A 24,094-nucleotide genomic window follows, 5' to 3' on the forward strand; every position below is an offset into this window, starting at 1 on the left:
TGAAGCCCACTCGCAGACAAGCCCGCTGCACAGGTATTTCGCGATGCCAGCGCGGCTCGAAGTACCTGTGAAAGCGGGCTTGTTCACGAATGGGGGGCGCAAAGCGCCCCTTTTTTGCATCAGCCTTCAGCCGCCTCACGCTTCAGACGCGCCCGGCGGGCCAGAATGTTGAGGACCTCGATAGCCGTCGAGAACGCCATGGCCGCATACACATAACCCTTGGGTACATGGGCGCCAAAGCCCTCGGCGATCAGCGTCATGCCGATCATGATGAGGAAGCCCAGCGCCAGCATCACCACGGTCGGGTTGTCGTTGATGAAATTGGCCAGCGGGTCGGCTGCCACCATCATCACGATCACAGCCGTGATAACGGCGATAATCATGATGGGCAGATGCTCGGTCATGCCCACGGCGGTGATGATGCTGTCTACCGAGAAAACGATGTCCAGCAACAGGATCTGGAAGATCGCCGCAGCAAAGCCCAGGGTAACCGTGGAGGAGACTTTGGCTTCCTCCTTGGCGCCATGCGGGTCGACGTTTTCGTGAATTTCCTTGGTCGCCTTCCACAGCAGGAACAGACCACCGGCAATCAGGATCACATCCTTCCACGAGAAGGCATTGCCGAACACTTCGAACACTGGGTCGGTCAACTGGACGATCCAGGCCACGGTGCTGAGCAAGGCCAGTCGCATGACCAAGGCCATGCTGATCCCGATACGTCGCGCCTTGGAGCGGTACTCCACCGGCAGTTTGTTGGTCAGGATCGAGATGAAGATCAGGTTGTCGATGCCCAGTACAACTTCCATGGCCACCAGCGTAGCCAGGGCAACCCAGGCGGTAGGGCTAGCGGCGAGTTCCAGCAAATATTCCATTGTTCAAATCCTGCAGCGGCGGTTGGGGTCAGATTTCCTGGGTTTCTTCTTTCTTCTCGGCATCCTTGGGCTTCTGCCCTTCGCTGCCTATGGCTTCGCTCAGCGCCTGCTGGGCAGCCTTGTTGGTGTCGTCGATAGCCTGCTTGGCCGACTGCGCCGCCTGATCGAGCATCTGCTGTGCGGATTTCTCGGCCTGGTCGCAGCCTGCCAGGGTGAACAGGGCCAAAGCCAGCACCAACGGGGTGCCAATGGATTTGAATTGCAGCATGGTGTCCTCGCTTAAAATAACCCGGCGGCGCATGGCGCCTGATAGCCGTGCATTCTAGAGACGGCAATAGTTCAGGAAAATTCGTATTTTCATGGCATATACTTCGGTTTTTACGAATCGGAACGACCGACGGTGCTTAACTATCGCCAGCTGCATTACTTCTGGGCCGTGGCCAAGACGGGCAGCATCACCCGCGCCAGCCAACAGCTGAACCTCACACCGCAAACCATCAGCGGGCAGATCACCTTGTTCGAGCAAACCTACGGCCTGGAACTGTTCCAGCGCGCCGGCCGGCAGCTGGAACTGACCGAAACCGGCCGCCAGACCCTGGTGTACGCAGAGCAGATGTTTCAGATCGGCAGCGAGCTTGAGGCCATGCTGCGCGCCGGCCCGCAGGAGCAGATCCTGTTCCGTGTGGGGGTGGCTGACGTAGTGCCAAAATCCATTGTCTACCGCCTGCTGGCACCGACCATGGACCTGGAGGAGGTGCTGCGCATCAACTGCCGCGAAGACAAACTTGAGCGGTTACTGGCAGACCTGGCCATCCAGCGCCTGGACCTGGTGATTTCCGACAGCCCCATGCCTAACCACCTGGACATCAAGTGCTACAGCCAGAAGCTGGGCGAGTGCGGGCTGAGCTTCTTCGCCACCCCGGCGCTGGTACAACGGCTGGACGGTCCTTTTCCAGCTTGTCTGCAGGATGCTCCACTGCTTGTTCCCGGTCAGGAGACCGTGGTACGCAGCCGGCTGCTGCGGTGGCTGGGCGAGCAGCAGGTGCAGCCACGGATCGTGGGGGAATTCGATGACAGTGCCTTGATGCAAGCGTTCGGGCAGTCGGGCAGCGGCATTTTCGTTGCTCCCAGCGTAATCGCCGAGGAGGTGTGCCGTCAGTACGGCGTGCAACTGATCGGGCAGACCGAGGCCGTGCACGAGTCGTTCTACGCCATTTCGGTGGAGCGCAAGGTCAAGCACCCTGGGATCGTGGCGATTACCGAAGGGGCGCGGCGGGAATTGTTTCACTGGTAGCCGTAAAAGCCTGATTGACTACGAGCACGGGCCGGCATGCGCTATAGGTGCTCTATGGTAAAGTCCGCCCTTTCCAGATTCCGAGATACCGCTGCACATGACCCCTTTTCTCCGCCTCCTCAACCGCACCAGCCTGGTGACCCAGATCGTCATCGGCCTGCTCGCCGGTATCGCCCTCGCCCTGCTGGCACCTGCCATCGCCCGTGACCTGGCCTTTCTTGGCAAGGTGTTCGTCAGTGCCCTGAAGGCGGTTGCGCCCGTGCTGGTGTTCATTCTGGTCATGGCTTCGGTCGCCAACCATCGTCACGGCCAGGAAGTCCACATTCGCCCGATCCTCTGGCTGTACCTGCTGGGCACCTTTGCCGCTGCAGTGGTGGCCGTGGTTGCCAGCATGCTGTTCCCCTCGCACCTGGCGCTAAGCACCAGCGAAGCCACGCTGAGCGCGCCAGGCGGCATCGCCGAGGTGATGCAGAACCTGTTGCTGAGTGCGGTAGACAACCCGGTCAATGCCCTGCTCAATGCCAACTTCATCGGCGTGCTGACCTGGGCCATCGGCTTGGGCGTGGCCCTGCGCCATGCCGGTGAAACCACCCGAACCGTGGTCGCAGACCTGTCCAATGGCGTCACCCTGATCGTGCGCATGGTCATCCGCTTCGCCCCGCTGGGTATCTTTGGCCTGGTCAGCTCCACCCTGGCACAGTCGGGCCTGGACGCCCTGCTCGGCTACCTGCACCTGCTGGCGGTACTGATCGGCTGCATGCTGTTCGTGGCACTGGTGATGAACCCGCTGATCGTGTTCTGGAAGATCCGCCGCAACCCCTACCCACTGACACTGCTGTGCCTGCGTGAAAGCGGCATTACTGCGTTCTTCACCCGCAGCTCGGCCGCCAACATCCCGGTCAACCTGGCATTGTCGGAACGCCTTGGCCTGCATAAAGACACTTACTCGGTGTCGATCCCGCTGGGCGCGACCATCAACATGGCCGGTGCGGCAACCACCATTACCGTGCTGACCCTGGCCGCAGTGCATACCCTGGGTATCCAGGTGGACCTGCCCACTGCCGTGCTGCTCAGCGTGGTGGCGGCAGTGTGCGCCTGCGGCGCCTCGGGCGTGGCCGGGGGGTCGCTGCTGCTGATTCCGCTGGCGTGCAGCCTGTTTGGCATCCCAAGCGAAATAGCCATGCAAGTAGTGGCGGTGGGCTTCATCATTGGCGTGTTACAGGATTCGGCCGAAACGGCGCTGAATTCTTCGACCGATGTGCTGTTCACTGCAGCGGCGTGTCAGGCTGAAGAGCAGCGTAACGGCTAAGCGCGCCGGGGCCGCATTGCGGCCCCAATTGCCTTACGCGGTGGCATTACCTACCCTAGTGGCCTTTCCCCAGCCACGAGACAGGGCCATGTCAGAACACGAAACCGCAGGTGAAGGCCGCTTCAACAGCATCGAAATCCGCGTTCTCGGCTCGCTGATCGAAAAGCAGGCCACCAGCCCGGAAAGCTACCCGCTGACCCTCAATGCCCTGGTCCTGGCCTGCAACCAGAAGACCAGCCGCGAGCCGGTGATGAACCTCACCCAAGGCCAGGTCGGCCAGGCGCTGCGCGCCCTCGAAGGTCAGGGCATGACCCGCCTGCAGATGGGCAGCCGTGCCGACCGCTGGGAACATCGGGTAGACAAGGCACTGGAGTTGGTGCCAGCACAGTTGGTGCTGATGGGCCTGATGTTCCTGCGGGGCCCGCAAACCCTCAACGAACTGCTGACCCGTAGCAACCGCCTGCACGACTTTGACGACACCGAGCAGATCCAGCATCAGCTGGAGCGCCTGATCTCGCGGGACCTGGCTTTGCACCTGCCACGTCAGGCCGGCCAGCGTGAAGACCGCTACACCCATGCCTTGGGCGACCCGGCGGAAATCGAGGCGATTCTCGCTGCACGCCAACAGGAAGGCGGCGCTCGCAACAGTGGCGGCAGTGTGTCAGAAGACCGCATCGAAGCCCTCGAAGCCCGCATTGCGGCGCTGGAAGCGCGCCTGGCCGAGCTGGAAGGCTGAGCCGTCACGGCTCGGGGTCGGGGAAATTGCGGCAGCTCTTGCGCTCGGCCAGCTCCCGGTCAGTGGGGCGCTGGTCGACGAACACAGCGCGACCGTCGGCGTAGATTTCCAGGTAGCCCCAGTGCAGGTCCTGCTCTTGCTCCCCGGGCTTCGGGGGGACTAGCCACCAGGGTTCGCGGCTGATCAGGGTCATGCGGGGGATTCCTGAGGGGTTTACGTGTAAGCATAGACACCTTCAGGTTGATGCTTTGCTTGTACCGGCCCTTTCGCGGGTGAACCCGCTCCTACAGCGGTCTGTGTCCAACTCCCGATGTGTGTCCACCACCAATCTGTGTAGGAGCGGGTTTACCCGCGAATACGGTCGCGGCGGCAACGGTGAACGGCGGGTGGAAATTGGCCAGCAGGGCCGGCCTCTTCGCGGGTAAACCGCTCCTACGGGGATCTTCACAGTTTCAACCACTGCGCAGTCCTGCAAGAGCGGCTTTAGCGGCGAAGCGGCCGGTACAGGCTTACGCCGGTGCCGAAGTCCGAATCAGGTGGTCAAAGGCCGCCAGCGATGCCTTGGCCCCCTCACCCACCGCAATGACGATCTGCTTGTACGACACGGTAGTCACGTCACCTGCGGCAAACACTCCCGGGATGCTGGTCTGGCCCTTGGCGTCGACAATGATTTCGCCACGCGGCGACAGCTCGACGGTGCCCTTCAGCCAGTCAGTATTGGGCAGCAAGCCAATCTGTACGAAGATGCCTTCCAGTGCCACTTCGTGCTGTTCATCCGTGGTACGGTCCTTGTAGCGCAGGCCGGTCACCTTCTCGCCATTGCCCAGCACCTCGGTGGTCAGCGCGCTGGTGATCACGTTAACGTTCGGCAGACTGTGCAGCTTGCGTTGCAACACCGCATCGGCACGCAGCTGGCTGTCGAACTCGATCAGCGTCACCTGGGCGACGATACCGGCCAGGTCGATAGCCGCCTCCACACCCGAGTTGCCGCCGCCAATCACCGCCACGCGTTTACCCTTGAACAGCGGGCCGTCACAGTGCGGGCAGTAGGCCACGCCGCGGCCGCGGTACTCCTGCTCACCTGGCACGTTCATTTCGCGCCAGCGGGCGCCGGTGGCCAGGATTACAGTCTTGGCCTTCAGCGAAGCGCCCCCCGCCAGACGCACTTCGTGCAGACCGCCCTCGGCAGCGGGAATCAGCGCTTCACCGCGCTGCAGGTTCATGATGTCGACGTCGTACTGCTTGACGTGCTCTTCCAGCGCCGTGGCCAGCTTCGGTCCTTCGGTTTCCTGCACCGAGATGAAGTTCTCGATGGCCAGTGTATCGAGCACCTGGCCGCCGAAGCGCTCGGCAGCAACACCGGTACGGATGCCCTTGCGGGCAGCGTAGATGGCAGCAGCGGCGCCAGCGGGGCCACCGCCGACAACCAGCACGTCAAAGGCATCCTTGGCGTTGATCTTCTCGGCCTGGCGGGCGCCGGCGTTGGTGTCGATCTTGCCAATGATTTCTTCCAGGCCCATACGGCCCTGACCAAACACTTCACCGTTCAGGTAGATACTCGGTACCGCCATGATCTTGCGCGATTCCACTTCGTCCTGGAACAGCGCACCGTCGATAGCCACATGACGCACGTTGGGGTTGAGTACCGCCATCAGGTTCAACGCCTGGACCACGTCCGGGCAGTTCTGGCACGACAGCGAGAAGTAGGTTTCGAAGCTGAATTCGCCTTCCAGGGCCTGGATCTGCTCGATCACTTCGGCACTGGCCTTTGACGGATGGCCGCCGACTTGCAGCAGCGCCAGCACCAACGAGGTGAACTCGTGGCCCATGGGTATGCCGGCGAAGCGCAGGCTGATATCGGCACCCGGGCGGTTCAGCGAGAACGAAGGGCGACGGGCATCGGTACCGTCCGCGCTGAAGGTAATGAGGTTCGACAGGCCGGCAATTTCCACCAGCAGGTCGTGCAATTCGCGGGACTTCGCGCCGTCGTCGAGGGAGGCAACGATCTCGATCGGCTGGGTGACCCGCTCCAGGTAGGTTTTCAGTTGCGATTTAAGCGTGGCGTCCAACATACGGGCGATTCCTTTTTCAAAACTCGGATACAAAAACGCCCAGGCAAGGTCGCCCGGGCGTTTGACGGGGCGGTAGGTATTTCAGCTTTGGCGGCTGCTTACCGCCCGCGCTGTGGGCATGACCTTAGATCTTGCCTACGAGGTCCAGCGACGGCGCCAGAGTGGCTTCGCCTTCTTTCCACTTGGCCGGGCACACTTCGCCTGGGTGAGCGGCAACGTACTGGGCAGCCTTGACCTTGCGCAGCAGTTCGGCAGCATCACGGCCTACGCCACCGTCGTTCAGCTCGACGATCTTGATCTGGCCGTCCGGGTTGATCACGAAGGTACCGCGGTCGGCCAGGCCGGCTTCTTCGATCAGCACGTCGAAGTTGCGCGAAATGACGTGAGTCGGGTCACCGATCAGCGGGTATTGGATCTTGCCGATGGTGTCGGAAGTGTCGTGCCAGGCTTTGTGAGTGAAGTGGGTATCGGTGGAAACACCGTAAATTTCCACGCCCAGCTTCTGGAACTCGGCGTAGTTGTCAGCAAGGTCACCCAGCTCGGTCGGGCAAACGAAGGTGAAGTCGGCCGGGTAGAAGAACACGACAGACCACTTGCCTTTCAGATCGGCTTCGCTGACCTGAACGAACTCGCCTTTGTGGTAGGCGGTGGCGTTGAAGGGTTTGACCTGGCTGTTGATGATTGGCATGAGAGACGCTCCTTCATGGGGTTGGAATCAGTTGATGGATAGAATCCTAACTAATCATCCCGCTGAAGGCTCATTGGCAAAGCTCATGCTTTCGATTGGTTTTGGCTATAACCGGAGTTATTTAATAGAAGGGAAAGGGCTGAGCAAAGGATTGCGGGCTTGAGCGCTGCACTGGCAAAGAAATGTAACAGCTACCCATTCGGCACCACTGGCAAACGGGTCTAGGCTCAAGCTCATGTGATACCGGGCCCCTCTGACGGCTGCCAAGCCGCCATGTCGGATCACTGTTGCCATGCAACGTCGACATTCAAGGAGGGGCTCATGACAGCTCTGCAAGCATTCCTCACAACACCTGTCCTCGGTACCAGCGCCTGGTTGTGGCTGGTGTTCATGGCCATCGTCATCGGTTTGCTGGTGCTCGACCTGGGCGTGCTGCACCGCCACGACCGGGAAATTGAAATGCGCGAGAGCCTGCTGCTGTATTCGGGCTATTTCAGTGTCGGTGTGCTGTTCGGCGCGGGGGTCTGGTACCAGTTGGGTGCGCAGTCTGCGCTGGAGTTCTACACCGGCTTCCTGGTCGAACAGTCGCTGTCGATGGACAACGTGTTCGTCATGGCGATGATCTTCAGCTACTTCGCCATCCCCCGTCGCTACCAGCACCGCGTGCTGTTCTGGGGCATCCTGGGCGTGGTGTTCCTGCGGGCCATCATGATCGGCGTGGGCGCGGCGCTGGTACAGAACTTTGCCTGGGTGCTGTACATCTTCGGTGCCTTCTTGCTGTTTACCGGGGTAAAAATGGCGCTGTCGAAGGAAGACAGCCGCCCGGACCTGGCCAACAACCCGATCCTCAAGTTCGTGCGGCGGCACATGCGGGTTACCGACCAGATCCATGGCTCGCACTTCTTCGTACGCCAGACCCCGCCCGGGCACAGCAAGGCGCTGCGTTATGCCACCCCGCTGTTTCTGGCGCTGGTACTGATCGAACTGGCCGACCTGGTGTTTGCCGTCGACAGCGTGCCGGCGATCTTCGCCATCACCCAGGACCCGTTCATCGTCTACACCTCCAACATCTTCGCCATCCTCGGCCTGCGCTCGCTGTATTTCGCGCTGGCGGCGCTGATGCACCGGTTCGTTTACCTCAAGTACGCCCTGGCGCTGGTGTTGATCTTCATTGGCTGCAAGATTTTCTATCACGGCATGGTGGGCAAGGTGCCGGCGCTGCTGTCGTTGGGCGTGACATTCGGGTTGTTGCTGGGTGGGGTGGTGATTTCGTTGATCAAGACGCGGGGGCAAAAAAAGGATGACAGTATGGATGGGCACCAGCCCCACGCCATTGGACAAGAACCCGCGTCCAAGAGGGAAAAAGACACGCAACTAGGTGCCTGAGTGAATCACTTGCACTGGCCACGTCGCGGGCAAGCTGGGTGCCCGTGTAGGAGCGGGTTCACCCGCGAATGGGCCGGCGCAGGCTGACGCGTTCACCGCCCGCTACGCAACATCTCCACCGGCACATACTTGCCAATTTCGTATTTGCCAATCGCCGCCCGGTGCACTTCATCCGGCCCGTCAGCCAGGCGCAGGGTGCGCTGCATGGCATACATGTAGGCCAGCGGGAAATCGCCGCTTACCCCTGCCCCGCCATGTATCTGGATAGCCCGGTCGATCACGTTCAATGCCACGTTCGGCGCCACCACCTTGATCTGGGCGATCTCGCTACGGGCCACCTTGTTGCCGACGGTGTCCATCATGTAGGCCGCTTTGAGCGTCAGCAGCCGGGCCATGTCGATTTCCATGCGCGAGTCGGCGATCTTGTCGACGTTGCCGCCCAAGCGTGCCAGTGGCCGACCAAAGGCAGTACGCTCCACCGAGCGCTTGCACATCAGCTCCAGCGCGCGCTCGGCCATGCCGATCGAGCGCATGCAGTGGTGGATACGGCCTGGGCCCAGTCGGCCCTGGGCAATTTCGAAGCCGCGGCCTTCGCCAAGGATCACGTTTTCGTACGGCACCCGCACATTCTCGAAAAGGACTTCGGCATGACCATGGGGCGCATCGTCATAACCGAACACCGGCAGCGGGCGGACGATCTTCACGCCCGGCGTGTCGGTCGGCACCAGCACCATGGAATGCTGCTGGTGGCGTGGCCCTTCAGGGTCAGACAGGCCCATGAAGATCATGACCTTGCAGCGCGGGTCGCAGGCGCCGGAAGTCCACCACTTGCGGCCGTTGATCACCCACTCGTCACCGTCACGTATGGCGGTAGCAGCCATGTTGGTGGCGTCCGAGGAGGCCACGTCCGGTTCGGTCATGGCAAACGCCGAGCGGATCTCGCCACGCAGCAGCGGCTCCAGCCACTGGCGTTTCTGCGCCTCGCTGCCATAGCGCACCAGCACTTCCATGTTGCCGGTGTCCGGCGCCGAGCAGTTGAACGGCTCCGGCCCGAGCAACGAGCGGCCCATGATTTCTGCCAGCGGTGCGTACTCCAGGTTGCTCAGGCCGGCGCCGTATTCCGACTCTGGCAAGAACAGGTTCCACAGCCCTTCGGCGCGGGCCTTGGCCTTGAGCTCCTCCATGATTGCAGTGGGCTGCCAGCGGTCACCTTCGGCGACCTGGCGCTCGAACACGGCTTCGGCAGGGTAGACATGGGCGTCCATGAACGCAGTGACACGCTCACGCAGTGCCTGGACCTTGGGTGAATAGGCGAAATCCATCAGGGCTACCTTCACAGTTCGGAGTACTTGGGGCAGAGCCTAGAGCAGCATTGCTCCATCCACCTAGTCTATTTTCCGCGTGTATAAACATTCATAACCGATATATGATCGACCGATAATTCCAACAAAGAGCGGCGCCCATGAACCTCACCAAGGTCGACCTCAACCTGTTCATCGTGTTCGATGCGATCTACACCGAAGCCAACCTGACCCGCGCCGGGCAGATCGTCGGCATTACCCAGCCGGCAGTATCCAATGCCCTGTCGCGCCTGCGCGAAACCTTCAATGACCCGCTGTTCGTGCGCACCGCGCAAGGCATGGTGCCCACACCCATGGCGCAGAACATCATCGGTCCGGTGCGCAACGCCCTGGCGCTGCTGCGGACCTCGGTGCAGGAAAGCCGCACGTTCAACCCGCAGCAGGCCAACAAGACCTTCCGCATCAGCATGACCGACCTGACCGAGGCGGTCATCTTGCCGCCGCTGTTCCAGCGCCTGCGCCGCCTGGCACCGGCGGTAATGATCGAGAGCTTCCTGTGCAAGCGCCGCGAGACCACCAAGGAACTCGCCGCCGGCCGCCTGGACTTTGCCATCGACGCGCCACTGAACACCGATCCGCAGGTGCGCCACATCAAACTGATGCAGGACCGCTATGTCTGCGCCCTGCGCCAGGGCCACCCGCTGGCCGACAGCAAGCTGACCCTCGACAGCTACCTGGGCATGACCCATATCCATATCTCCAGCCGGCGCAACGGCCTGGGTTACGTCGACCTGGCGCTGGGCAAGATGGGGGTTCAACGCAAGGTCGCTCTGCGTTCGCAACACTACCTCATGGCATCCCAGGTGTTGCAGCAGACCGACATGGCGATGACGGTTCCCGAGCGCTTCGCACGTCGCCATCAGTTGCGTTATCAGGCGCTGCCGGTGGAGGTGCCTGCACTGGAAACGCACCTGTACTGGCATGAAAGCACCGACCAGGACCCGGCCAACCGCTGGATGCGCGAGCAGATCACCGAATTGTGCGAGCGCGTGGTGGCCGAGGAAGAGAAGGCGCTGGAGCCCGCCTGAAAAGGCTGGTGCGGAGCCATTCATGGCTCCTCACCAAAGAAAGTAGAAAATTCCCATAAATTTATTCAGTAGAGATTTTTTTTCTACAAGAATCGAGAATCGAACAAGGGAAGGGAAAAATATCTCGCTGCTGGCGGGTACGCTTACGTCAATGATTAACGATTTCACGGCCACTGACACGGACCCGCCCCAATGCCTAGCGCCCCACTCTACTTCGATTACGCCGCCACAACCCCGGTCGACGACCGGGTCATCGAAACCATGCTCGCCTGCCTGGGAAACCAGGCCAACTTCGGCAATCCGGCGTCCAGCGGCCACGCCTACGGCCAAGCTGCACGTCACACCGTGGAACAGGCCCGTCAGCAAGTAGCCGAGTGCGTCGGTGCGCAATCCGAGCAACTGGTGTGGACCTCGGGCGCAACCGAGTCCAACAACCTGGCGCTCAAGGGTATTGCCCAAGGCATCGGCCAGCCCGGACACCTGATCACCAGCCAGCTGGAACACAAGGCCGTGCTTGACACCGTGGCCGAACTGGAACGCCAGGGCTGGGCCGTTACGCGCCTGGCAGCGGATGCCGACGGCCTGATCCAGCCTACAAGCGTACAGGCAGCGTTGCGCGCTGACACCCGCCTGGTATCGCTGATGGCGGTCAACAACGAACTGGGTACGGTCACCGACTTTGCCGCGATCGGCGAGCAGGTGCGTGCCCACGGTGCCCTGCTGCACGTGGATGCCGCGCAGGCCGTAGGCAAGCTGGTGATCGACCTGCATACGATGGCCGTGGACCTGATGTCTTTTTCGGCGCACAAGGTCTACGGGCCCAAAGGCATCGGTGCGCTGTATGTAGGGCCACGCGCCCGCGCGCTGATGCGTGCCCAGATGCACGGCGGCGGCCATGAGCAAGGCTTGCGTTCCGGCACCCTGGCGACCCATCAGATCGCTGGCATGGGCAGCGCCTTTGCCTTGGCCGGCCAACCTGGCGACAGCGAGTACCAGCGCCTCGAGCAACTGGCAAGACGTCTGCGCACAGGCCTGCTGGCCATGCCCGGCGTTACCCTGAACGGCTGCGCCAAGCAACGCATTCCCCATACCTTGAACCTGTGCATCGACAGCAAAGGCTTCAACAGCACGGCGCTGGCCAGCGAACTGGCGTTGTCGACCACCTCGGCCTGCAACTCGGCGAGCAACGCTGCCTCGCATGTACTGCTGGCACTGGGGCTGGATGAACGCCAGGCACGCAACAGTGTGCGCTTGAGCATCGGCCGTTTCAGCACCGAGGCTGACGTGGACAAGGCGCTCGAGGTGTTTGGCCGGGTGCTGGCGTCAGCATCGGCAGCACTGTGGTGACCACGCCCTAGAACAGGCGGCTGTCCGGCGTGAAATCCTCAACCAGGATTTTCGCGCTCTGCGCCTGCGGGTGCCGTGGGTTGAACAGGTAATTGGTGGTGCTGGGCATGATCGCGCTTGGCACCGGCAGCAGCAATGCCGAACAGTCATCCAGAAAGCGATTGCCCAGCGTACGGGTCAACTCAGGGTGGGCAGACCAGCCGGGCTGCAAAGCGGGCAACTGCGCCTGGGAAACCGTGTCGGGCAGTTCGATGCGAAGCAAGCGCATGGTGGTAGGGAAATCCTCGGGGTCGATCTCCAGATGCACCAACACTTCCAGCATCGCCCCGGGAGGGCTGGTGGCGGCATACACCACCGGTCGACCCGCCTGGTGCCAGCGGCCACTCACACGCAAGCCCCCCGTACCGCTCAAGTCTGCATAGGCGCTGATTCGCCACAAAATCACAGGCCATAGCCCTCGGCAATCTGCAGCAGCATTTCTTCGACCTGAGTGGTGCCTTGCTGGGTGGTGAGCATCTGCATCGGCGTCAGCCCCGAGAAGCGTTCCTTGGGCTTGGACAGCCAGCGCTTGGCCTTGCCCGCTTCACCGAACACGGCCTCGGCCATGGCGGTGATGTGGGCCGAGCGGAACAGCCGGTCGCTCTCATCCACGGTCAGCGGTTGGTCACGCTCGATACGGGATTTGAGCGTGCGCAGCGGGATGATCTGGTCGCGCTCCACCGGCGTGAGCACACCGCGTTCGGTCAGTTTCACCAACCAGGTGGCGGCAAAACCATCGGTGATGCGGGTGTGAATTTCGAAGTCGCTGGCAAGCTCGGGAATGTCCAGCAGCGCCTGCAGGCGCGCCCGGTACTCGTGGTAACCGTTGTCGCGAAGCACTTCGGCAAGCATGGCACGCTCCTTTTCGGTATTTGCCGATAAGTATGCGGTATATGCCGGGTCATTGCCAGTTTGCCGGGGCGGGCAATCGAAGCCAGGGCTTTGCCAGATTGACCGCCAGCATTGCCAGGACCGCAAAGCGGCCCCGGAAACCTCACAGGAAGGTGAACACTTGCGATGCCGGCAACCGCGACTTGTTCAGCCCGGCATTGAAGTCCGCCTCGCTGCGGTAACCCAGGCTCAGGATCACCACACTGGTGAACCCACGCTCACGCAAGCCCAGTTCGGCATCGAGGACCTTGCTGTCGAAGCCCTCGATCGGCGTGGCATCCAGCCCATGCGCTGCCGCACCCAGCAAGGCAGTACCCAACGCCAGGTAGGTCTGCTTTTCCATCCAGTGCTGCACATCCTTCTGGTCGAAGCGGTGCAGGTTGACGTAGTGACGGCGGCTCTGGTTTTGCCCGGCGCGCGCTTGCTCATCACGGAAACGGCCATCGGCAGCCTCTTGATCGAGCACGGTGTTCAGGTGTTCTTCAGTCATTTCGGTACGGGTGCAGAACACGATCACATGCGAGGCATCGAGAAGCTTCTGCGTGTTGTAGGCATAACCCTCCGCCGTGCTCTTGGCCAGGCGGGCCTTGCCTTCGGCCGTGTCGGCGACGATGAAATGCCAGGGCTGGGAATTGACCGACGACGGGCTGTGGCGCAGTTGTTCGAGCAGGGCGTCGACAGTGGCTTGGGGAATGCGGCGTGAGGCATCGTAAGCTTTGGTAGTGTAACGGCGCTTGGCCAGCGATACGGTATCCATGCGACAACTCCGGAATGAACAGTGGATGTGCCGCGCATCTTATCTTTCCAGCAAAAAAGAAAAAGCGGCACAATGTAACAACACTTTCATCCCTGGAATGAAAATGCTGCGCATCACCGACCTCGAACTGTTTGCCCGCAGCAGCGTGCTGGGCAGCTTCACTGCCGCCGCCCATGAAGCAGGCCTGCTGCCGGGCCAGGTGGCTGCCGCGATCAAACGCCTGGAACGCGACCTGGATGTACGCCTGTTCGCCCGCACCACCCGCAGCCTGCGCCTGACCGCCGAGGGCGAGCGCTACCTGCCAACCGCGCTGAATGTGCTGGAAAGCCTGCGCCAGGGCCATGAAGATCTGCATGGCAACCCCAATAGCCTGCGCGGCACTCTGCAGGTGTCGGCCCCTTCCGACATGGGCCGCAACATGCTGCTGCCCTGGCTCAGCGCTTTCCGCCGCGACCACCCGGCATTGCAACTGCGCTTCTTCCTGTCCGACCAGATGGCCGACCTCAACCGCGACCCTGTGGATGTGGCCATCCGCTATGGCCTCAATCAGGATGCCAACTACATCGCCCTGCCGCTGGCCGAATGGAACCGCCGAGTGCTGGTGGCCTCGCCCGACTACCTGGCCCGCCACGGCCGCCCACTCACCCCCGACGCGCTGCAACAGCATGCCTGCCTGCTCTACATGCAGCACAGCCGGGTGTACGACAAGTGGCAGTTGGGTAATCGCACCGTGCAGGTGCGTGGGCCGCTGGTCAGTGACGATGCCGACGTCATCCGCCGCCTGGCCATCCAGGGGGAAGGTATCGTCTACAAGTCGTGGCTGGATGTCAGCGCCAATATTGCGGCCGGGGAACTGGAAATCGTCCTGCCCGAATTGCTCGGCGAGTCTACCCCGCTCACGTTGGTTTGCCCTCATCGCAAGCAACTCACGCCTGCCGTGACGCAATTGCACCTGTGGCTACGCGAACGCTTCGAGGCCCTGCGCGCCCGGGCACTGACCAACGGCTGCACAATCGTTCCAGACTGAGCCGGGGGCGTTGCGCTAAGGTAGCGATTTACCCCACGGTACACGTCCATGAGCAACTGGATCGACTTCAAACAAGACGCCGACACCGGCATCGAGTCGGTCCGGGCGCATTTTGTCGGGCATGCCTATGACCCCCACTGGCACGACAGCTTCCTGGTCGGCGTGACCGAGCAGGGCGTGCAGCAGTTCAACTGCCGCCGGGTGCGCCACCGCAGCACGCCGGGACAGGTGTTTTTACTTGAGCCTGGCGACATCCACGATGGCCTGGCGCCCACCGAAGAAGGCTTCACCTATTCGACGCTGTACCTGGAGCCCGCCTGGCTCGACCAACAGCTGCGCGCGCTGTACGAGCACGCGCCAGGCGACAGCCTGCCCAGCTTTGCCGACACCCTGTGCCATGACGAACGTCTGGCGCGGGCCACCGCCCAGGCCTTCCAGGCCGTGCATGATCAGGACTTGCGCATCGTCAGGCAAACGGCCATGGACGATTTACTGGCCTGTCTGACCCGTCACCTGCACTGGCGCCGCCGCATCAATCCCGACCCGCGCCTGCCGCTGACCGCACAGCGTGCGCGGGACTTCCTGCACGCCAACCTGGAGCGCGACATCGGCCTGGAAGACCTGGCCCAGGCCTGCGGCATCGACCGCTTTCGCCTGACCCGTGCGTTCAAGGCAGCGTTCGGCATTGCACCCCATGCCTACCTGATCCAGCTGCGCCTGGCCCGCGCGCGGCGCCTGCTTGCCCAAGGTCAGACACCTGCTGAAGTGGCCGTGGCGTTGGGCTTTGCCGACCAGAGCCATCTGGGGCGCTGGTTCCGCCGCGCCTACCAGTTGACCCCGGCTGACTACCGCAGGCGCTGCTCAAACCTTCCAGACTGAGTGCCGGCAGGCAGCGAGCATGGTGCTCCGCGTTTACGGAGCCCTGAACCATGTCGCAGTCGTTGTTGCCCTTCATTCTGTTCGCCCTGGTGTCCAGCATCAGCCCGGGGCCGACCAACCTGTTGATCCTGGCCCATGGCGCCCGCCGGGGCCTGCGCGCAAGCCTGGCGCCGATCGTGGCGGCGTGTGGCGCGGCAGCAGCCATTGTGCTGCTCGTCGGGCTGGGGCTGGGCGAACTGCTGCTGCGTCACCCCTTGGCGCAACAGCTGATGAGCTGGGCCGGGGTGCTGTGGCTGAGCAGCCTGGCGTGGAAGATGCTGCGCAGTGCCGCCACCCCGCTCCACACGACCACGGCGCCAGGCTTCAGTGCGCTCAGCGCGGCCTCGTTGCAGGTGGTGAATCCCAAGGTGTGGTTGATGGCCGTGGCGGTGGTCGGGGTATTTGCCGCGCCGTCGTTGCCAGTGTGGCAGTTGGCGCTGGTGTTTTGGCTGATCGCTCTACCGAGCATGACCGCATGGGCGGTGTTGGGGGTGGGGAGCGCCCGGTGGCTGCAGGCACCGGGGCGGTTGCGGGTGTTCAATCAGGTGTTGGCGGGGGTTTTGTTGATATCGGCATGGGCTGCAGTATTGGCCTGAGTCTCTGCTTGACCGGCAAGGGGCGGCCTCGGCTCAAGGTGCCAACGCCTCGCGAAAACGCCGGGTACTGGCAACGGCCAGTACCAGCCCGACCACTGCCACGCTGCCGCCCACCAGGCCGATATCCGCCACGTTCATCTGGCTGCTGACGATACTGCCCAGCAGCGCACCACCGCCAATGCCGATGTTGTAGATACCCGAGAACAGCGCCATGGCCACATCGGTGGCGTCGGACGCCAGCTTCAGAGTCCTGGACTGCAGCGCCAGGCTGAAGCTGAGAATCGCCACGCCCCAGAACATGCTCAGCACTGCGAACGCATAGAAATTGCCCGACAGCGGCAACATCAGCAACAGGCACGCGGCGAGTACTCCGATCGAACCCACCAGGAAGCCATGCGGGAAGCGATCGCTGTAGCGGCTGAACAACAACGAACCAAAAACCCCGGCGCCGCCGAACAACAGCAGCAACAGCGTGGTACGGTCGCCGCCGATCTGCGCCACGTGCAGGGCGAATGGCTCGATATAGCTGTAGGCCGTGAACTGCGCGGTAATGACCAGCGTCACCAGCAAGTAGGTAATGACCAGTGCCGGGCGCTTGAACAGGACCGGCAGGCTGCGCAACGAACCGGAGTTCTGGCTGGGCAGCAGCGGCAGCGATTTCATCAGGCACAGCATGGTGGCTAGCGCTACCCCGGCAATGCTCAGGAACGTGATGCGCCAGCCCAGTGCCTCGCCCACCACACGACCCAGCGGGATGCCCAGGACCATGGCCAGGGTAGTACCGGTGGCCAGCAGGCCCAGCGCCTTGGCCTGCTGGCCCGGCGGCGCCACACGCACCGCCAGCGAGGCGGTGATGGACCAGAACACCGCATGCGCCAGGGCAATGCCGATGCGGCTGACCAGCAGCATGGCGAAACTTTGCGAAAGCCACGACAGCAAGTGGCTGACAATGAACACTAGGAACACGAACAGCAGCAGACGCCGCCGTTCGATGTTGCGGGTCAGCAACATCATGGGCAACGAGGCCAGCGCCACGATCCAGGCATAGATGGTCAGCATCAGGCCGACTTGGGCAGTGCTCATGTCGAAGCTGCGGCCAATGTCACTGAGCAGCGCCACCGGGACGAACTCGGTGGTGTTGAAAATGAAGGCCGCCAAGGCCAGGGCGATGACGCTCAGCCAGCTGCCGCTGCCTGTTGTGGGCGGCAGGTGCGTGGGTATGGGTTCGTTCATGGGTGGAAACTGCTTCTCCGCAGGCAACGCAACAAATCGCACGCCAGCGACCCGCTTGCCGGGGTGCCAACGTACGTTTTGTTATGGATAGGAATGCCCGGCATGGTACGCGTCAAGCGGGGGCCTCACAACCGCAGCACAGGCAGAAGGAGTACCATGCGCACTTTGTATGAAACGCGTGTGCAACAAGGAGCCCGATCCGCTCATGGACAAGCAGCCCCCCCAGCAGCAGTGGCAGCAGGCAGTTACCGCCTATGCCCAGGCCGTCAACGACTATGTCGCGCAGGGCCGTGCGCACGGCTGGGACAACCTCGAAGAGCCGCAGGCACCCACCACCAAACACCTGCTCGACGCGTGGCTGGCAGCCCTGCAGGCAGCCAACCGCCCTGACATCGACGAACAGCAGCGCCAGGCATTCCGCGACGCCTGGCCACCGGCGCACCACCCCCTGATACCGTTGCTCGAAGACCACGGCCAAGGCATCAGCAATGTCCTGCTGTTGGAAGATGGCAGCCTGCTGGCGCGCATCGGCATGCCATACGACAAGGGCCAGGTGGTGCGTATCGACCACCATGGGGTAACCCCGGTCATCGGCATCGAACACTTTGGCCGCTGCCCGGCGCGGCGCTATTTCGCCCTGGCCAATGCCGAGGGCGTGCGGGTGACCGATGGCTGGGGCGGCCCGCAAGTGCAACGCCTGGCCTGGCCCACCGGGCTGGAGGGGTTACCGCCAGGTTACCCGTTCGAGCCGTTCGACCTGCCGCCCACACCGACCGCGCTGATCCCCTTCCCCGATGGCCAGCGCGTGCTGCTGGTGAGTGCCGAAGGTATCTTCGTGCTGGCCACTCAAGGTGCGACTCGCCTGCTGCCACAGCAGGCACGCGTGCTCGAAGAGCTGGCCGAGGGCACCGAGCCGGACGACATCAGCCTGGGGCTGAGCATGGAGCATGGTGCAGTGTCGGCGGATGGCCGGCTGATCGTCGTGGGTGAGCAAGGCAGCCGGCACCTTGTTCTGGACGAACAGCTCAAGCCGCTGGCGCACATCGGCCCGGGCAGCGAATACCCGCACTTTGCCTTGTTCAACCGCGCCGGTGACCAGTTGATCGTCAATGCCTGCCATTTCTACAGCGGTGCCACGCTGGCCGTGAGGGTGGCAGACCTGCACGGGCTGGATACCGATTACTACAGCCAGGACCCGCGTACCCCGCTGGTGCAGGATGGCGCAAGGGTGTATGCAGGGGTTGCGCGCGATGGCGAGTACATTGTGGGTGATGCCTATGGCTACCTGCGGGCGTTTGGCGAAAAGGGTACGGAGCACTGGCAGCACTACCTGGGATCGACCATCAGTGCGATGGATATCAGCGCCGACGGGCAAACGCTGGTGGCGGCGAGCCATGCGGGGGTTATTTCGGTGATTGCGCTGGATAGCGGGCGGCCCGAGTGGCAGATCGGTACCGGCGCGCACGGCGAGGTGCGGCGATGGCTGTTCTGGAAGGGCTGGGACAAGCCGATGGCCTGGTAAAACGGCTGCATCGTTGCTGCCTGTGCCTCCCCCACCGCAAGCAAGCCCTACATCACCCCTGTGCAGGAGCGGGCTTGCCCGCGAAGATGCCCGTACAGGCAACCAATCAATCAGCCTTGTAACGTGGCCATGTCGATCACGAACCGGTACTTCACATCACCGGCAATCATCCGCTCATAGGCCTGGTTGATGTTGCGGATATCCAGCATCTCGATATCGCAACGGATGTCGTGCTCGGCGCAGAAGTTCAGCACTTCCTGAGTCTCGGCAATCCCCCCGATCAACGACCCCGCCAGCACCCGGCGCTTCATCACCAGGTTGGCCGCATGCAATGCCGGGTCGATCGGTTCGATCAGGCCGACCAGGATGTGCACACCGTCGAACTTCAGCGTTTCCAGGTACGGGTTGAGGTCGTGCTGCACCGGAATGGTGTCGAGCAGGAAATCGAAACGGCCGGCAGCGGCGCGCATCTGCTCGGCATCGGTGGAGACGATCACATGGTCGGCCCCTTGGCGGCGCGCTTCCTCGGCCTTGGCCTGAGAGCGCGTGAACAGGGTCACCTCCGCCCCCAGGGCCTTGGCCAGTTTGATGCCCATGTGGCCCAGGCCGCCCATGCCGAGGATGCCGATCTTGTGGCCGGGGCCAACGCCATGGTGCTTGAGCGGCGAATAGGTGGTGATGCCGGCACACAGAATAGGTGCAGCGCTGGGCAGGTCCATGCCGGCCGGTATGCGCACCACGAAGTGCTCGCTGACCACGATGCTGCTGGAGTACCCCCCCATGGTGTTGCTGCCGTCGACCCGGTCCGGGGTGGCGTAGGTCATGGTCGGGCCTTCCAGGCAGTATTGCTCCAGGTCCTTGGCGCAGGCTTCACAGGTACGGCACGAGTCGACCATGCAGCCAACGCCCACAAGGTCACCGACGTTGTACGCGGTGACCTTGTCGCCCACCGCCGTGACCCGGCCGATGATCTCGTGGCCCGGCATCAGCGGGTACACGGCAATGCCCCATTCGTTGCGCGCCTGGTGGATGTCGGAGTGGCACACGCCGCAGTACAGGATGTCGATGGCGACGTCGTCCGGGCGCGGGCTGCGGCGTTGGAACGTCATGGGGGCCAGAGGGCTGGTGGGGGTTTGAGCGGCGTAACCGATGGCGGTATACATGCAGGGCCTCGCAGTGAAGTGAAACGATTCAGGCGACGCATTCTGCGCGCCGTTTGCCGCCTCGCCCACGGCTGATTCTCCGGCATGCATGCCTGATTCTACGAAGATGCCAACCCGTAGCTGGCGCCACGCCCTCAATCTGCGATGATCAAGGTGTCTGATTCTCTGCCCTTGGTCCACCATGCAACTGACCCGTCACGTCGATGCCAATGCGCCGCTTTGCGCACTGATCCGCAGCCTCGCCACGCGCCCAGGCTTTGTGCCCACGCACCTGCCCCAGGTGCAGGTGCTGAGCTGGGACCACTATGTGGCCAGCAGCCCGCAGATCTACGAACCAAGCCTGATGATCCTGGCCCAGGGCAGCAAACTGGCGCGCCTGGGGCCGCGTACGCTGGAGTACGGTGCAGGGCATTACCTGGTGCAGGCGTTGTCGGTGCCGTTCATGTGTGAAACCTTTGCCACCCGCGAGGCGCCGCTGTTGGGCGTGGCGGTGGGCATCGACCGTGGCGTGCTGGGCGAGTTGGTGCAGAGCATGGGCCTGGCACCGGACGCTGAAGTGCAGGCGCAAACCCCGCAATCGATGACGTCGGCGGCACTGGATGCGCCCATGCGCGAAAGCGTGGAGCGCCTGCTGCGCTGCCTGCACGACCCGCTGGACGCCAAGGTGCTGGGCCCGGCGCGGGTACGCGAAGTGCTGTACACCGCCCTGCGCGGCCCCCAGGCCGGTGTGCTGCGGGCACTGGTGGAGCAACAGGGGCACTTCGCCCGCATCGGCGCCGCCCTCGCCCATCTGCGCGAGCACTACAGCGAGCCACTGAGCGTGGAGGCACTGGCTACGCGTGCCAACATGAGCGTTTCCACCTTCCACGAACATTTCAAGCGCTGCACCGATATGGCGCCGATGCAGTACCTGAAGCGTTTGCGGCTACTCAAGGCGCAGCAGATGCTGATTGGCGAAGGCCTGGGCGTGGCACAGGCTGCGCACCGGGTGGGCTATCAGAGCACCTCGCAGTTCAGCCGCGAGTACAAGCGTCAGTTCGAACGTAGCCCGGGGGATGAACTGCCTTACCAGAGCCTGCCGGTGTAATCGCCTGACCTGAACGGCCCCTGCAGGTCAGTCCGCCAGCGGCCACTGCGCCAATGGCCAGTAAGCCCCCTTGCGCGATTCGTAGAGCGTGAAGTGTCGCGTGGTGAGGTAAAACGCCGGCGCGCTGCTGGCCTCGGGCGGCTGCCCGCGGTAATCCCTGGACAGCGTCAGGTGCGGTCGATACTCCCGCTTGGCCGCTTCCACCCCCAACGGCAGCAACGCCTGCTGCAAACCGTACACCAGTTGCAACAGGGCCGGTGGTACCTGCTGCGCCTCCAGCACCAGGGCGCTGGCCCGTTGCCACACCTGCAAACGGTCGAGCAACAGCCGCGGCGCCGAGGCTGGCAGCGCCAGTTGGTCGACCGCCGCGCAAATCGCAGGCACCTGCGCGGCGTCCACATCACCGAGGAACAGCAGCGTGACATGGAAGTTGGCTGCCGGCACCGGTTTGCCGCTGCGCAGGTTCAGCCCTCGCCGCCACTGGGCCAGGTCACGGCGCTGGGCGTCGCTGACCGGCAAGGCGAAGAACAGCCGCTTGAACGGGCTACCACTGGGACGTATATCCTGAACCATACAAACTCCCTGACATGAAACGTTTGCGCAAGACTGTAGGGTATTAAACCAATGTCGCCCCGCAGTTTCGTAACAATCAGTACAAACTACCCCCATGATTGTTTATGCTGGCGGGCTCATGCCCTGGCGCATGGCCATTCTTCGACCAGTAAACGTCCATGAAAATTGCACTCGTACTCATCTTCGTCCTCTCGATCGCCTATGTTCACCTGCGCGGTCGGGTTCGCCACAAGCTGACTCGCCAGCTGGGCGACCACTCCAGCTTCCTGGCCCCGATCAACAGCTTCCTGTACCTGTTCTCCAAACACCCGGCCAAGCCTTACCTGCCGGTCGAGGCCTTTCCAGAACTGAAACCGCTGCAGGACCACTGGCAGGAGATCCGCGAGGAAGGCCGCCAGTTGCTGCACGTCGGTGAAATCAAGAAGTCCGACAATTACGATGACGTCGGTTTCAACTCGTTCTTCAAGACCGGCTGGAAACGCTTTTACCTGAAGTGGTATGGCGAAAGCCACCCGTCGGCGATGGCCCTTTGCCCACGCACGACCGAGCTGCTGCAAGGCATCGGCACGGTCAAGGCGGCTATGTTCGCCACCCTGCCACCCGGTGCCAAGCTGGTGCGCCACCGTGACCCGTATGCCGGCTCGTACCGCTACCACCTGGGCCTGGACACACCGAATGACGACGGCTGCTACATCGACGTGGACGGCGAGAAATACGCATGGCGCGATGGTGAGGGGGTCATCTTCGACGAAACCTACATCCACTATGCGGCCAACACCACCGAGCACAACCGCATCATCCTGTTCTGCGACGTCGAACGCCCGCTCAAGTACCGCTGGGCAACTGCGTTCAACCGCTGGTTCAGCCGCAACGTGATGGCCGCTGCCGCTGCGCCCAACGACGCCAGCGACAAGACCGGTGGCATCAACCGCCTGTTCACCCGCATCTACAAGATCCGCGAGCGTGGCAAGGCGCTGAAAAAGCGCAACCGCATGCGCTACTACCTGGAAAAATGGGCAGTGGTCGCGGCGTTGGTGCTGGTGTTCATCTACATCTGAAGGCTCAACGCAGGCCACTGTACGAGTGACCTGCGTTTACCAACCAAAGTACCGCCTCACACGTGCCACTCTTCGACTAGCCTGAAAGCTCCACTCGCAACCACCCCAAGGTGAAGACGATGAGCATGATGGACTGGGACGCCTACCGTAAGCAGTTGATGGCCGGCATCGGCGATCTCAAGCAACTCTCACCCGACACCGTAGCCGGCTACATGACCGCCAGCGGTGCAGGCGCCAAAACCAACCACCTGGATGCCAAGACCCGCGAGCTGATCTCCTTGGCCGTGGCTGTGACCACCCGCTGCGACGGCTGTATCGCCGTGCATTCGCAGCAGGCCGTCAAAGAGGGTGCCAGCCGCGAGGAAATTGCCGAGGCCCTTGGCGTGGCCGTGGCCATGAACGCCGGTGCCGCGCTGGTGTACTCGGCCCGCGCGATGGACGCGGTGGGCAAGGCCAACGGTTGAGCACAGACGGCGTCGTCGCCCTTGCGCGACGGCGCCGCGCCACCCAGACTGGGCGGCTCACCCCGCGCAGGAACCCGCATGATCCACATTCGCCCCATGATGCCGGACGATTTTGATCGTTTCTGGCCCACCTTCCAGGCCATTGTCCAAGCCCGTGAAACCTACGCTTTCGACCCGGCCCTGAGCTTCGAGCAGGCCCGCCAGCTGTGGCTGGAGCTGCCCTTGCACACGCTGCTGGCCGAAGAAGATGGCGAGCTACTGGGTTCGTATTACCTCAAGGCCAATGCTGCCGGGCCTGGTGCGCATGTGGGCAATTGCGGCTACATGGTCTGCGCACAGGCACGCGGCCGGGGCGTGGCGCGCTTGATGTGCGAGCACTCGCAAAAGCTGGCGCGCCAGGAAGGCTTTCTGGCTTTGCAGTTCAACTCGGTGGTAGCCAGCAACGAAGTGGCCGTGGCGCTATGGCACAAGCTGGGTTTTGAAACAGTCGGCCGTTTGCCCAAGGCCTACCGTCATGCCCGCCTGGGGCTGGTGGACTGCCTGGTGATGTACAAGTGGCTGGCGGATGAGCCGGTGGTGGAGAAGCCGCCGCTGCTGATCGGGCGCAAGAACATCGAGGCACGGGTATCGCGACGCCGCGGGCGCTAGCCTGTACAGGCAAGCCTGCCTTCAA

Annotated in this window: 26 protein-coding genes; 14 read left to right on the forward strand and 12 right to left on the reverse strand. The window is 62.7% G+C overall.

Features of this window, described 5'->3' with window-relative positions; all coding sequences use genetic code 11:
• Positions 1-119: 119 nt before the first annotated feature.
• Both ACF8RA_RS20175 and ACF8RA_RS20180 read right to left on the reverse strand, forming a co-directional pair.
• Positions 120-872 (reverse strand): TerC family protein, encoded by a 753-nt coding sequence (locus tag ACF8RA_RS20175; RefSeq protein WP_003250551.1) that lies wholly within the window; start codon positions 870-872, stop codon positions 120-122.
• A 28-nt stretch (positions 873-900) separates the two neighbouring features.
• The gene (locus ACF8RA_RS20180) at positions 901-1,140 is read right to left on the reverse strand and encodes a hypothetical protein (protein ID WP_176683849.1); all 240 of its coding nucleotides are present in this window, start codon (positions 1,138-1,140) and stop codon (positions 901-903) included.
• Between the two features lie 132 nt (positions 1,141-1,272).
• Here ACF8RA_RS20180 and nhaR point away from each other — a divergent pair, with 132 nt between their 5' ends.
• The 3 genes from nhaR (at position 1,273) to ACF8RA_RS20195 (ending at position 4,211) form a co-directional block, all read left to right on the forward strand.
• On the forward strand, positions 1,273-2,166 hold the full coding sequence (gene nhaR / locus ACF8RA_RS20185; RefSeq protein ID WP_176683850.1) for a transcriptional activator NhaR: 894 nt from the start codon (positions 1,273-1,275) through the stop codon (positions 2,164-2,166).
• A gap of 97 nt (positions 2,167-2,263) precedes the next feature.
• Positions 2,264-3,475, forward strand: coding sequence for a serine/threonine transporter SstT (sstT, locus tag ACF8RA_RS20190; RefSeq protein ID WP_176683851.1), 1,212 nt, complete (start codon positions 2,264-2,266; stop codon positions 3,473-3,475).
• Between the two features lie 88 nt (positions 3,476-3,563).
• Positions 3,564-4,211: a YceH family protein gene (locus ACF8RA_RS20195; protein WP_021782790.1), complete on the forward strand. Its 648-nt coding sequence runs from the start codon at positions 3,564-3,566 to the stop codon at positions 4,209-4,211.
• Positions 4,212-4,215: 4 nt separating this feature from the next.
• On the opposite strand, the gene ACF8RA_RS20200 is transcribed toward ACF8RA_RS20195, so the two are convergent.
• From ACF8RA_RS20200 to ahpC, 3 genes are all read right to left on the reverse strand, one after another.
• On the reverse strand, positions 4,216-4,404 hold the full coding sequence (locus tag ACF8RA_RS20200; RefSeq protein WP_021782791.1) for a hypothetical protein: 189 nt from the start codon (positions 4,402-4,404) through the stop codon (positions 4,216-4,218).
• Positions 4,405-4,720: 316 nt separating this feature from the next.
• Positions 4,721-6,283, reverse strand: a complete 1,563-nt coding sequence (gene ahpF / locus ACF8RA_RS20205) for an alkyl hydroperoxide reductase subunit F (protein ID WP_392519517.1) — start codon at positions 6,281-6,283, stop codon at positions 4,721-4,723.
• A gap of 124 nt (positions 6,284-6,407) precedes the next feature.
• Positions 6,408-6,971: an alkyl hydroperoxide reductase subunit C gene (gene ahpC / locus ACF8RA_RS20210; protein ID WP_176683853.1), complete on the reverse strand. Its 564-nt coding sequence runs from the start codon at positions 6,969-6,971 to the stop codon at positions 6,408-6,410.
• Between the two features lie 321 nt (positions 6,972-7,292).
• On the opposite strand from ahpC, the gene ACF8RA_RS20215 reads away from it, so the two are divergent.
• Entirely contained in the window at positions 7,293-8,357 is a 1,065-nt protein-coding gene (locus ACF8RA_RS20215; RefSeq protein ID WP_176683854.1) for a TerC family protein, read from the forward strand.
• A 92-nt stretch (positions 8,358-8,449) separates the two neighbouring features.
• Here the strand turns inward: ACF8RA_RS20215 and ACF8RA_RS20220 are convergent, their stop codons facing one another.
• A complete protein-coding gene (locus ACF8RA_RS20220) occupies positions 8,450-9,679 on the reverse strand; it encodes an acyl-CoA dehydrogenase (RefSeq protein ID WP_020192828.1) in 1,230 nt (409 codons plus the stop codon).
• Between the two features lie 140 nt (positions 9,680-9,819).
• Between ACF8RA_RS20220 and ACF8RA_RS20225 the strand changes: the two genes are divergently transcribed.
• Entirely contained in the window at positions 9,820-10,746 is a 927-nt protein-coding gene (locus ACF8RA_RS20225) for a LysR family transcriptional regulator (RefSeq protein WP_176683856.1), read from the forward strand.
• A gap of 192 nt (positions 10,747-10,938) precedes the next feature.
• A complete protein-coding gene (locus ACF8RA_RS20230; RefSeq protein WP_392519518.1) occupies positions 10,939-12,093 on the forward strand; it encodes a cysteine desulfurase family protein in 1,155 nt (384 codons plus the stop codon).
• 7 nt (positions 12,094-12,100) lie between these two features.
• Here the strand turns inward: ACF8RA_RS20230 and ACF8RA_RS20235 are convergent, their stop codons facing one another.
• The 3 genes from ACF8RA_RS20235 to ACF8RA_RS20245 form a co-directional block, all read right to left on the reverse strand.
• Positions 12,101-12,538, reverse strand: coding sequence for an RES family NAD+ phosphorylase (locus tag ACF8RA_RS20235; protein ID WP_176683858.1), 438 nt, complete (start codon positions 12,536-12,538; stop codon positions 12,101-12,103).
• Entirely contained in the window at positions 12,535-12,984 is a 450-nt protein-coding gene (locus tag ACF8RA_RS20240) for an antitoxin Xre/MbcA/ParS toxin-binding domain-containing protein (protein WP_003250525.1), read from the reverse strand. The genes ACF8RA_RS20235 and ACF8RA_RS20240 overlap by 4 nt, the downstream gene beginning before the upstream one ends.
• A gap of 142 nt (positions 12,985-13,126) precedes the next feature.
• Positions 13,127-13,780: an oxygen-insensitive NAD(P)H-dependent nitroreductase NfsB gene (locus ACF8RA_RS20245; RefSeq protein WP_021782797.1), complete on the reverse strand. Its 654-nt coding sequence runs from the start codon at positions 13,778-13,780 to the stop codon at positions 13,127-13,129.
• A gap of 103 nt (positions 13,781-13,883) precedes the next feature.
• On the opposite strand from ACF8RA_RS20245, the gene ACF8RA_RS20250 reads away from it, so the two are divergent.
• From ACF8RA_RS20250 to ACF8RA_RS20260, 3 genes are read left to right on the forward strand one after another with little or no spacing between them, the layout of a single operon-like run.
• Positions 13,884-14,807 (forward strand): LysR family transcriptional regulator, encoded by a 924-nt coding sequence (locus ACF8RA_RS20250; RefSeq protein WP_101196124.1) that lies wholly within the window; start codon positions 13,884-13,886, stop codon positions 14,805-14,807.
• Positions 14,808-14,855: 48 nt separating this feature from the next.
• On the forward strand, positions 14,856-15,686 hold the full coding sequence (locus tag ACF8RA_RS20255) for an AraC family transcriptional regulator (RefSeq protein WP_101196125.1): 831 nt from the start codon (positions 14,856-14,858) through the stop codon (positions 15,684-15,686).
• A 50-nt stretch (positions 15,687-15,736) separates the two neighbouring features.
• A complete protein-coding gene (locus ACF8RA_RS20260) occupies positions 15,737-16,321 on the forward strand; it encodes a LysE family translocator (protein ID WP_209964996.1) in 585 nt (194 codons plus the stop codon).
• Positions 16,322-16,354: 33 nt separating this feature from the next.
• On the opposite strand, the gene ACF8RA_RS20265 is transcribed toward ACF8RA_RS20260, so the two are convergent.
• Positions 16,355-17,554: a sugar transporter gene (locus tag ACF8RA_RS20265; RefSeq protein ID WP_176683862.1), complete on the reverse strand. Its 1,200-nt coding sequence runs from the start codon at positions 17,552-17,554 to the stop codon at positions 16,355-16,357.
• 205 nt (positions 17,555-17,759) lie between these two features.
• Between ACF8RA_RS20265 and ACF8RA_RS20270 the strand changes: the two genes are divergently transcribed.
• Positions 17,760-19,076, forward strand: coding sequence for a hypothetical protein (locus ACF8RA_RS20270; RefSeq protein WP_392519519.1), 1,317 nt, complete (start codon positions 17,760-17,762; stop codon positions 19,074-19,076).
• 110 nt (positions 19,077-19,186) lie between these two features.
• Here ACF8RA_RS20270 and calA read toward each other — a convergent pair whose 3' ends face one another.
• Positions 19,187-20,239 carry a vanillin reductase gene (gene calA / locus ACF8RA_RS20275; RefSeq protein WP_392488657.1) on the reverse strand — a complete coding sequence of 351 codons (1,053 nt, stop codon included), beginning with the start codon at positions 20,237-20,239 and terminating at the stop codon, positions 19,187-19,189.
• A gap of 181 nt (positions 20,240-20,420) precedes the next feature.
• Here calA and ACF8RA_RS20280 point away from each other — a divergent pair, with 181 nt between their 5' ends.
• Positions 20,421-21,326, forward strand: coding sequence for an AraC family transcriptional regulator (locus ACF8RA_RS20280; protein WP_176683865.1), 906 nt, complete (start codon positions 20,421-20,423; stop codon positions 21,324-21,326).
• 27 nt (positions 21,327-21,353) lie between these two features.
• Here the strand turns inward: ACF8RA_RS20280 and thpR are convergent, their stop codons facing one another.
• Positions 21,354-21,899 carry an RNA 2',3'-cyclic phosphodiesterase gene (gene thpR / locus ACF8RA_RS20285; RefSeq protein WP_176683866.1) on the reverse strand — a complete coding sequence of 182 codons (546 nt, stop codon included), beginning with the start codon at positions 21,897-21,899 and terminating at the stop codon, positions 21,354-21,356.
• Between the two features lie 158 nt (positions 21,900-22,057).
• Between thpR and lpxO the strand changes: the two genes are divergently transcribed.
• From lpxO to ACF8RA_RS20300, 3 genes are all read left to right on the forward strand, one after another.
• Positions 22,058-22,957: a lipid A hydroxylase LpxO gene (gene lpxO / locus ACF8RA_RS20290; RefSeq protein WP_021782806.1), complete on the forward strand. Its 900-nt coding sequence runs from the start codon at positions 22,058-22,060 to the stop codon at positions 22,955-22,957.
• 119 nt (positions 22,958-23,076) lie between these two features.
• Positions 23,077-23,421 (forward strand): carboxymuconolactone decarboxylase family protein, encoded by a 345-nt coding sequence (locus ACF8RA_RS20295; RefSeq protein WP_101196548.1) that lies wholly within the window; start codon positions 23,077-23,079, stop codon positions 23,419-23,421.
• Positions 23,422-23,499: 78 nt separating this feature from the next.
• The gene (locus tag ACF8RA_RS20300; RefSeq protein ID WP_103469214.1) at positions 23,500-24,069 is read left to right on the forward strand and encodes a GNAT family N-acetyltransferase; all 570 of its coding nucleotides are present in this window, start codon (positions 23,500-23,502) and stop codon (positions 24,067-24,069) included.
• The last annotated feature ends 25 nt before the right edge of the window (positions 24,070-24,094 follow it).

The sequence above is a fragment of the Pseudomonas sp. FYR_5 genome (assembly GCF_043106315.1).
GTDB classification, from domain to species: domain Bacteria; phylum Pseudomonadota; class Gammaproteobacteria; order Pseudomonadales; family Pseudomonadaceae; genus Aquipseudomonas; species Aquipseudomonas putida_Y.

What these genes read in the sequence shown, in the direction of transcription:
- ACF8RA_RS20175 (WP_003250551.1), bottom strand. Translation starts at nt 872, where the DNA reads ATGGAATATTTGCTGGAACTCGCCGCTAGCCCTACCGCCTGGGTTGCC.
- ACF8RA_RS20180 (WP_176683849.1), bottom strand. Translation starts at nt 1,140, where the DNA reads ATGCTGCAATTCAAATCCATTGGCACCCCGTTGGTGCTGGCTTTGGCC.
- sstT (WP_176683851.1), top strand. Translation starts at nt 2,264, where the DNA reads ATGACCCCTTTTCTCCGCCTCCTCAACCGCACCAGCCTGGTGACCCAG.
- ACF8RA_RS20195 (WP_021782790.1), top strand. Translation starts at nt 3,564, where the DNA reads ATGTCAGAACACGAAACCGCAGGTGAAGGCCGCTTCAACAGCATCGAA.
- ACF8RA_RS20200 (WP_021782791.1), bottom strand. Translation starts at nt 4,404, where the DNA reads ATGACCCTGATCAGCCGCGAACCCTGGTGGCTAGTCCCCCCGAAGCCC.
- ahpF (WP_392519517.1), bottom strand. Translation starts at nt 6,283, where the DNA reads ATGTTGGACGCCACGCTTAAATCGCAACTGAAAACCTACCTGGAGCGG.
- ahpC (WP_176683853.1), bottom strand. Translation starts at nt 6,971, where the DNA reads ATGCCAATCATCAACAGCCAGGTCAAACCCTTCAACGCCACCGCCTAC.
- ACF8RA_RS20215 (WP_176683854.1), top strand. Translation starts at nt 7,293, where the DNA reads ATGACAGCTCTGCAAGCATTCCTCACAACACCTGTCCTCGGTACCAGC.
- ACF8RA_RS20220 (WP_020192828.1), bottom strand. Translation starts at nt 9,679, where the DNA reads ATGGATTTCGCCTATTCACCCAAGGTCCAGGCACTGCGTGAGCGTGTC.
- ACF8RA_RS20225 (WP_176683856.1), top strand. Translation starts at nt 9,820, where the DNA reads ATGAACCTCACCAAGGTCGACCTCAACCTGTTCATCGTGTTCGATGCG.
- ACF8RA_RS20230 (WP_392519518.1), top strand. Translation starts at nt 10,939, where the DNA reads ATGCCTAGCGCCCCACTCTACTTCGATTACGCCGCCACAACCCCGGTC.
- ACF8RA_RS20240 (WP_003250525.1), bottom strand. Translation starts at nt 12,984, where the DNA reads ATGCTTGCCGAAGTGCTTCGCGACAACGGTTACCACGAGTACCGGGCG.
- ACF8RA_RS20245 (WP_021782797.1), bottom strand. Translation starts at nt 13,780, where the DNA reads ATGGATACCGTATCGCTGGCCAAGCGCCGTTACACTACCAAAGCTTAC.
- ACF8RA_RS20250 (WP_101196124.1), top strand. Translation starts at nt 13,884, where the DNA reads ATGCTGCGCATCACCGACCTCGAACTGTTTGCCCGCAGCAGCGTGCTG.
- ACF8RA_RS20255 (WP_101196125.1), top strand. Translation starts at nt 14,856, where the DNA reads ATGAGCAACTGGATCGACTTCAAACAAGACGCCGACACCGGCATCGAG.
- ACF8RA_RS20260 (WP_209964996.1), top strand. Translation starts at nt 15,737, where the DNA reads ATGTCGCAGTCGTTGTTGCCCTTCATTCTGTTCGCCCTGGTGTCCAGC.
- ACF8RA_RS20265 (WP_176683862.1), bottom strand. Translation starts at nt 17,554, where the DNA reads ATGAACGAACCCATACCCACGCACCTGCCGCCCACAACAGGCAGCGGC.
- ACF8RA_RS20270 (WP_392519519.1), top strand. Translation starts at nt 17,760, where the DNA reads ATGGACAAGCAGCCCCCCCAGCAGCAGTGGCAGCAGGCAGTTACCGCC.
- calA (WP_392488657.1), bottom strand. Translation starts at nt 20,239, where the DNA reads ATGTATACCGCCATCGGTTACGCCGCTCAAACCCCCACCAGCCCTCTG.
- ACF8RA_RS20280 (WP_176683865.1), top strand. Translation starts at nt 20,421, where the DNA reads ATGCAACTGACCCGTCACGTCGATGCCAATGCGCCGCTTTGCGCACTG.
- thpR (WP_176683866.1), bottom strand. Translation starts at nt 21,899, where the DNA reads ATGGTTCAGGATATACGTCCCAGTGGTAGCCCGTTCAAGCGGCTGTTC.
- lpxO (WP_021782806.1), top strand. Translation starts at nt 22,058, where the DNA reads ATGAAAATTGCACTCGTACTCATCTTCGTCCTCTCGATCGCCTATGTT.
- ACF8RA_RS20295 (WP_101196548.1), top strand. Translation starts at nt 23,077, where the DNA reads ATGAGCATGATGGACTGGGACGCCTACCGTAAGCAGTTGATGGCCGGC.
- ACF8RA_RS20300 (WP_103469214.1), top strand. Translation starts at nt 23,500, where the DNA reads ATGATCCACATTCGCCCCATGATGCCGGACGATTTTGATCGTTTCTGG.